Genomic DNA, 6,878 nt, shown 5'->3' on the forward strand with positions numbered 1-6,878 from the left:
CTGCACTTCGGCTGGAACTTCGCCCTGAGCGGCATCTTCGGCGTCACGGTCTCCGGCAACGAGGACCTGCCCGACGGCCTGCTGCACGGTGTGCTGTCGGGCCCCGAGGCGATCACCGGAGGCAGCTTCGGCCCGGAGGCCAGCATCTTCGCCATCCTGGTCTGCGTCGTTCCCACGGTCATGTTCCTGCGGACGGCCAAGCGCCGGGGCCGTCTCCACACCCGCCACCAGCTCCGGTCGACGGGGACGACGGCGTCGTCCTGACCACAGGGCAGACAGATACCCCACAGGGCTCCGGCCCTGTGGGGTCTGCCGTCGGTCAGGTCACCAGGCCCTGGCGGTAGGCGTAGACGACTGCTTGGACGCGGTCGCGGAGGTTGAGTTTCGCGAGGATGCGGGAGACGAAGGTCTTGACGGTCTCCGGGCTGATCACGAGGGCCGCGGCGATCTCGCTGTTGGAGAGGCCGTTCGCGATGAGGCGAAGGACCTCCAGCTCTCGCGGGGTCAGCGGGACGTCCCGCGGGGTGCTGTCGGTGGGGCGGATACGGGCGGCGTACTTGCCCACGAGCTGACGTGTCACGTCGGGGTCCAGCAGCGCCGCGCCCATGCCCACGGTCCGTATCCCGTGCAGCAGTTGGGCCGGCGGCGCGTCCTTGAGCAGGAAGCCGCTCGCCCCCGCGCGCAGCGCCTCGTAGACGTACTCGTCCAGGTTGAACGTGGTCACCACGAGCACCTTGACGGGGTTCGGCACGCCGGCGCCGGCCAGCAGGCGGGTCGCCCCGATGCCGTCGAGCACCGGCATGCGGATGTCCATCACCACGACGTCCGGACGCACCTGGGCGGCGAGGTCGACCGCGGCCCGTCCGTCTCCGCACTCGCCCGCCACCTCCATGTCGGGCTGGGCGTCGATGATGGTCACCAGCGCGCTGCGGATCAGCAGCTGGTCGTCACAGACCAGGACCCGGATCGGTACGGTCACGACGAGCTCCCCGCGGGTATGCGCGCCCGTACGACGAAGCCGCCGGCCGCCTGCGGATCCGCGCTGAAGTCGCCGCCCAGGACGTCGACCCGTTCGCGGAGCCCGGCGAGACCCCGCCCGCTCCCGCCCGGGGACCCGGCCCGCGAGCCGGACCCGTCCGTACTGACCTCCACGGTGATCTCCCTTGTGGCGTGCCGCACCAGGACCGAGGTGCGGCTGCCGTGCGCGTATTTGAGGGCGTTCGTCAGGGCTTCCTGTACGACCCGGTAGGCGACGAGTTCGGCGCTGCCGGTCGACTCCGCGGGCGTGCCCTCCTCGGTGAACTCCACCGGCTGCCCGGCCTGGCGCGTCTGCTCGACGAGCGTGAGCAGCCTGCCCACGGGCGGTGTCCTGTCATCGGTGCCGTGGTCGGGGTTGAGCAGGTCGAGCAGGTGCCGCAGGTCGGTGATGGCCCGCCGGCCGGTGTCGGTGACGGCGGTCAGGGTCTGGTCGAGGCGTTCGGGTGAGGCGGTGAGATAACGCGCCGACTCTGCCTGCACGACCATCGCCGTCACATGATGGGTCACGACGTCGTGGAGCTCGCTGGCGATGCGGGTGCGTTCGGCGACGCGGGTGTCCGTGGCGATACGGCTGCGGCGTTCGGCGTCCGCGACCCGGGTGGAGCGCAGCCACGCCCCGACACCCCAGGCGAAGGCGAGCGCCACATAGAACGTCACGAGCTCGCTCGTCGGTTCGCCCGAGCCGAGCCGGGAGAACCCGACCGCCAGCGGCACGTACGCCAAGGAGAGGCAGAGCACGACGGCACGCCTGTGCCACTCCAGATGGGCCCCCAGGCTCATCAGCGCGATCGGCAGGGCGGTGCCCGCCATCGTGTGGTAGCCGCGGAACTGGTCGATGGCGAAGCCGATCGCCACCAGGGCGACACAGACGACCGGCAACCGCCGGCGTACGGCGAGGGGGAGGCATTCGAGGGCGATCGCCACGACGGCCAGGGCGTCGAAGGGACGGTCCGGCAGGCCGCCGATCTTCGTCCCGTGGGACGTCGTCGGGAACGAGGCGACGAAGAAGAACAACCCGAGCGGCAGATCCCGGACCGTGACGTCGGACCGGTGCCACCACTGCGTGGCCCGCCGGTACATGCTCATCGGGGGAGTGTAGCGGTGGTGTCGGCGCGCCCGGCGCGCCCGCGGAGGGGCAGCACGTGGCCGCGCCGGTGGGCCAGCGACATGAACACGATCGTCGCGATGACGCAGAACAGCACCGAGTACACGCTTCCCTCCGGGCCGAAGTCGCCGCCGGTGAGCGCCTTCGGGCCCGACATCGCGGAGTTCAGCAGTCCCTGGGGGGTGTCGTTGCCCGAGACCTCGGTGCTGAAGATGCCGGACGCGGCGAAGTTCCAGCCGAAGTGCAGTCCGATCGGTACCCACAGCCTGCGGGTGGCGACGTACGCGGCGGTGAGCATGCCGCCGGCCTCGATGGCGATGGCGATGGCGCCCCACAGGCTGGCGTTCGGGTTGGACAGGTGCGAAAGACCGAACAGCAGACCGGTCAGCACCAGCGCGATCCAGGTGCCGATGAACCGCTCGGCGAAACGGAACAGGATGCCGCGGAACAGCAGTTCCTCCGTCACCGCGGCGGCGGCCATGAAGCCGAAAAGACCCACCGCGCCCGACACCGACCCCACGCCGTCGACGTCGTAGTGCCCGGCGGTGAAGAGGTTCGCGATGACGGCCGAGAACAGCGCGGCGCCGATCAGCAATCCGCGGCCGATCGCGGCCGGGGCTCCTTCCCTGTCCAGCTCGGTGACGGGGCGGCGCTCGGTCCGCGCCACCACCCACCGGTAGACGAGCACCGAGAGGACCACGGACGGGATGGCGATGGCAAGCTGGATCCACGGCTTGCCGTCCGCCGCCATGGTCGCCTGACCACCGACCATGGCGACCGCCGCGACCGCCAGAAGCTGCCAAACGAACCTCATGAAAACCCCCACGTCAGATCCGCGACGGGAGCGCCGCGGGCTAAGAAGAAAGCTATGGATTCGAGCCCCGGGAATCGTCACCGCTCGGTGGACACCTGCACGTAGCTCGGACGGGGGACAGGCCTGGTGGAGGGCTCGGCCGACCCGGCGCTGTCGGTGCCCCGTGGAAGGATGACCGCTCGATCGGGATGTGCGGGGTAAGAGGGGCGACATGGTGGAGGGCGAGGGAGCGAGCGGTCGTCCCGTGGCGGTGGGGCGCAGGGCTCGGGAAGTCGTCGCACGGGGCGAGCGGTTGGCCGGTCTCGTGCGGGACGTGCTTGCCGATCATGTCCGGGCGGTCGACCAGGTGCGGGCCGCCCTCGCGCCGCTTCTCGCCGAGCTGGTCGCCCAGGAGCTGGAGGGCATTCCCGTCTCCCGGCTGAAGGACGTCACCGAGGGACGGCTGCGGCTCGGAGCCCTGGAGGGCGCCGGATTCGGCAGCGTACGGCCTGTGTTCGAGGCGAGCCGTCACGAGCTGCGGCAGATACCGGGAGTCGGCGCGCAGACCGCCGACCAGGCGCTCGCCGCCGCTCGGCAGATCGCGCGGGCGCTTGAGGAGACCGTGTCCGTGCGGATCGACGTCGATCATCCGGAGCCGCGGACCACCGACCTCGTCATCGCATTGCGGCGGATCGTCGAGGCCGGGCCCGACCTGCGCCGGGCCGTCGATGCCGCCCGGGGGATGGAGCGGCGGCTCGCGGCGCTCGTGCCGGCGGCGCGGCCGGCCGGCGGGCGCCTGCGGATGGCCCTCCTGGGCAGGGCCGGGCGCGAGAGCGCGCTCGCGGCGGTGGGCGAGCTGCGCTCACTGGTGGCCGACGCCGTCTCCAAGGGCGTACCGATGCTGTTCACGCAGGCCTCCACCGACCTGCTGCGGGAGTCCGCGTCCGACGCCGAGGCGTGGGTGGACTTCGAACTGCGGTCCGCGGAGTACTACAGCCAGCTCGCCGAGATCGCCGGCAGTGCGCCCGACGTCGAGGCGGCCGAGGGCTTTCTGCCGGCCGAGGTCGCCGACCGGGTGCACGCGCAGGGGCTCGACGACACCCACCGCCGGGTCTCGTTGCGCGGCTACCAGGACTTCGGGGCGCGGTTCGCGCTCGCCCAGCGCCGGGTCGTCCTCGGTGACGAGATGGGGCTCGGCAAGACCATCCAGGCCATCGCGGTCCTCGCGCACCTCGCCGCAGGCGGGCACCGCCACTTCCTGGTGGTGTGCCCGGCGAGCGTACTGATCAACTGGACGCGGGAGATCGGCTCCCGCAGCACCCTGCGCGCGGTGCCCGTGCACGGCCCCGAGCGGCTGGACGCGTACGCCGAGTGGCGCGAGCGCGGTGGTGTCGCGGTCACCACCTTCGACGTGCTCCACAGCCTGCCGGACCCGAAGAAGGCCGAGCAGAACCCGTTGGAGGCGCCCGCCGCGCTCGTCGTCGACGAGGCCCACTACGTCAAGAACCCCGACGCCCGCCGCTCCCGCGCCGTCGCGCGCTGGACGAACCGCTGCGAGCGGGTCCTGTTCCTCACCGGTACGCCGATGGAGAACCGTGTCGAGGAGTTCCGGGCGCTCGTCCGCTACCTCCAGCCCGACCTGGTGCCCAGGATCCAGGGCAGCGACGTCGTCGCGGGCCCGCACACCTTCCGCAGGTCCGTCGCCCCCGCCTACCTGCGGCGCAACCAGCAGGACGTGCTCACCGAACTGCCCGCGCTGGTCCAGGTCGACGAGTGGGAGGAGTTCAGCGCGGCCGACCAGGACGCCTACCGGGAGGCGGTCGCCGCCGGGAACTTCATGGCGATGCGCAGGGCCGCGTACGCGCACGCCGAGAAGTCGGCGAAGCTCCAGCGGCTGCGTGAGCTTGTCACGGAGGCCGCTGCGAACGACCTGAAGGTCGTTGTCTTTTCTTACTTCCGTGACGTGCTCGCCACCGTCCAGCAGGCACTGGGTGATGGCGATGGTGGTGGCGTGTTGGGCCCCTTGGCGGGAGGTGTGCCGGCTGTTCGGCGGCAGCAGCTCGTCGACGAGTTCACGGACGCGGCGGGGCACGCGGTGCTGCTCTGCCAGATCGAGGCCGGTGGGGTCGGGCTCAATCTCCAGGCCGCGTCCGTGGTGATCCTGTGCGAGCCGCAGGTCAAGCCGACGCTGGAGCATCAGGCTGTCGCCCGCGCCCACCGGATGGGGCAGGTCCGGTCGGTCCAGGTGCACCGGCTGCTCGCGGCGGACAGTGTGGACGATCGGCTGCTGCGGATTCTGGAGAGCAAGGAGCGGCTCTTCGACGTGTACGCCCGGCGTAGTGATGTCGCCGAGGCGACGCCGGATGCGGTGGATGTGTCGGACGGGGCGGTTGCGCGGCGGGTTGTGGAGGAGGAACAGCGGCGGTTGTCCCTCGCGGGTGGTGCGTCGAGGGGGGCGTGAGGGTGGCGGGGAGTGGCGGGTGTTCTTCGGGTGCGGGTTGGACGTGGCTGGTCGCGCAGTTCCCCGCGCCCCTAAAAGACCAAAAGATTGCGCCGTTCCCCGCGCCCCTGAAGGATCGCGTTCCTAAAACGGCGTTGTCGGCAAGCCTGATTTCAGGCCCGCGCCGCACAGGGGGATCACAGCCGTGCGCGTTGCCAGTGGGCCCTCTCGTGTTGCCGCCCAGCACGCCACGCCTGTCGACTCCACGTACAGGCCCTGTGATGCCAGATCGGTCTGGGCATGGCGGAGCTGGTCCTCCGTCACGGTGAGGAAGGTGCCGCCGGACTCCCGTACCGCTCGCAGGATCTGGCGTGCCCTCGGCGGGTGGGGGATCGCGATGCCCTCGGCGGACGTGGGGGCCGCGGGCGTGACTCCGACCAGGTCGTCCGCGCCCTCCTGCCAGGCGTGGGCCAGCGGGGCGACGGCGGCGGACTGGACCGCGTGCAGCGCGGGTCTGCGGTCGATCAGGCCCGCCGCGTGCAGTTCGGCGACGGCGAGTGCCGCGCCGAGCAGCAGCGTGCCGTTCCCGACGGGCACGACGAGCACCTCCGGGAGCCGCCCGCCCAGCTCCTCCCACACCTCGTGGACGTACGTCTTCGTGCCGTGCAGGAAGTACGGGTTGAAGACGTGCGAGGCGTAGAACGTGCCCTCCTCGTCCGCCGCCTCCCGGGCCGCCCGCGCCGCCGCCTCCCGGTCGCCCGGGACCACTTCCAGGCGGGCCCCGTGCGCCCCGATCTGCTCCAGCTTCTTGGCGGACGTGCCCTCGGGGACGTACACCGTGCACGACAGCCGGGCCCGGGCGCAGTACGCGGCGACGGCCGTGCCCGCGTTGCCGCTGCTGTCCGCGACGACCCGCCGGGGCCGCAGCCGCAGAGCCAGCTCGGCGAGCATCACGGCCCCGCGGTCCTTGAAGGAGAGCGTCGGCATGAGGAAGTCCAGTTTGGCCGAGACCTTCTCCGTCAGGGAGACCAGCGGAGTGCGCCCTTCGCCCAGTGACACCGAGGGGGCCGAGAGCGGCAGGCACTCCGTGTACCGCCAGAGTGAGTTCACCCTGCCCGTAAGGGACTTGAGGGTCGCCGGGGTGGGCGCGAAGTCCAGGTCGAGCGGGCCGCGGCAGACCGGGCAGCACCACGCGAGCGAGTCCGTGGGGACGCGCGTGCCGTCCACCGGGCAGAAACAATCCGGCAAGGGAGTCATCTCCGCAGGTTAGACGCGCCGTTCGGTGACGGGCTGTCATGACGGGCGTATGGCAACCGCGTTGCGTGCGTGCGCGGCCTCTTGTGCAATTCCTGTGGAGGCCCCAATCTTTCGGCTGAGTGCACGGTTCGGCTCGCCGAACGGGTTGGCATGAACCTGCCTCTTGTGTGTCTGCGTGTCCCATCCGGACCACCCCTCACCACACCCCTCACCACCCCCCCACCAGCGCACCACCGATTGAGGAG

General features: G+C 71.2%; 5 protein-coding genes and 1 pseudogene. 2 read left to right on the forward strand and 4 right to left on the reverse strand.

Annotated elements, in window-relative coordinates; all coding sequences use genetic code 11:
- Positions 1 to 264, forward strand: a pseudogene (locus AOK01_RS37925) (CPBP family intramembrane glutamate endopeptidase); the annotation flags it as partial.
- 55 nt (positions 265 to 319) lie between these two features.
- Here AOK01_RS37925 and AOK01_RS37930 read toward each other — a convergent pair.
- From AOK01_RS37930 to AOK01_RS37940, 3 genes are read right to left on the reverse strand one after another with little or no spacing between them, the layout of a single operon-like run.
- Positions 320 to 979, reverse strand: coding sequence for a response regulator (locus tag AOK01_RS37930; protein WP_055519855.1), 660 nt, complete (start codon positions 977 to 979; stop codon positions 320 to 322).
- Positions 976 to 2,124, reverse strand: a complete 1,149-nt coding sequence (locus AOK01_RS37935) for a sensor histidine kinase (protein ID WP_055519857.1) — start codon at positions 2,122 to 2,124, stop codon at positions 976 to 978. The genes AOK01_RS37930 and AOK01_RS37935 overlap by 4 nt, the downstream gene beginning before the upstream one ends.
- Positions 2,121 to 2,957 (reverse strand): CPBP family intramembrane glutamic endopeptidase, encoded by an 837-nt coding sequence (locus AOK01_RS37940; RefSeq protein WP_055519859.1) that lies wholly within the window; start codon positions 2,955 to 2,957, stop codon positions 2,121 to 2,123. The genes AOK01_RS37935 and AOK01_RS37940 overlap by 4 nt, the downstream gene beginning before the upstream one ends.
- 211 nt (positions 2,958 to 3,168) lie before the next feature.
- Here AOK01_RS37940 and AOK01_RS37945 point away from each other — a divergent pair, with 211 nt between their 5' ends.
- On the forward strand, positions 3,169 to 5,397 hold the full coding sequence (locus AOK01_RS37945; protein ID WP_055519861.1) for a DEAD/DEAH box helicase: 2,229 nt from the start codon (positions 3,169 to 3,171) through the stop codon (positions 5,395 to 5,397).
- A 123-nt stretch (positions 5,398 to 5,520) separates the two neighbouring features.
- On the opposite strand, the gene AOK01_RS37950 is transcribed toward AOK01_RS37945, so the two are convergent.
- Entirely contained in the window at positions 5,521 to 6,633 is a 1,113-nt protein-coding gene (locus tag AOK01_RS37950) for a threonine synthase (protein WP_055519863.1), read from the reverse strand.
- Positions 6,634 to 6,878 lie beyond the last annotated feature (245 nt).

Origin of the sequence: Streptomyces aurantiacus, from assembly GCF_001418335.1 — a bacterium.
GTDB lineage: Bacteria > Actinomycetota > Actinomycetes > Streptomycetales > Streptomycetaceae > Streptomyces > Streptomyces aurantiacus.

Bases quoted from the DNA above. Each gene is read 5' to 3' on its own strand.
- AOK01_RS37935 (WP_055519857.1), bottom strand. From the start codon at position 2,124: ATGAGCATGTACCGGCGGGCCACGCAGTGGTGGCACCGGTCCGACGTC.
- AOK01_RS37945 (WP_055519861.1), top strand. From the start codon at position 3,169: ATGGTGGAGGGCGAGGGAGCGAGCGGTCGTCCCGTGGCGGTGGGGCGC.
- AOK01_RS37950 (WP_055519863.1), bottom strand. From the start codon at position 6,633: ATGACTCCCTTGCCGGATTGTTTCTGCCCGGTGGACGGCACGCGCGTC.
- AOK01_RS37940 (WP_055519859.1), bottom strand. From the start codon at position 2,957: ATGAGGTTCGTTTGGCAGCTTCTGGCGGTCGCGGCGGTCGCCATGGTC.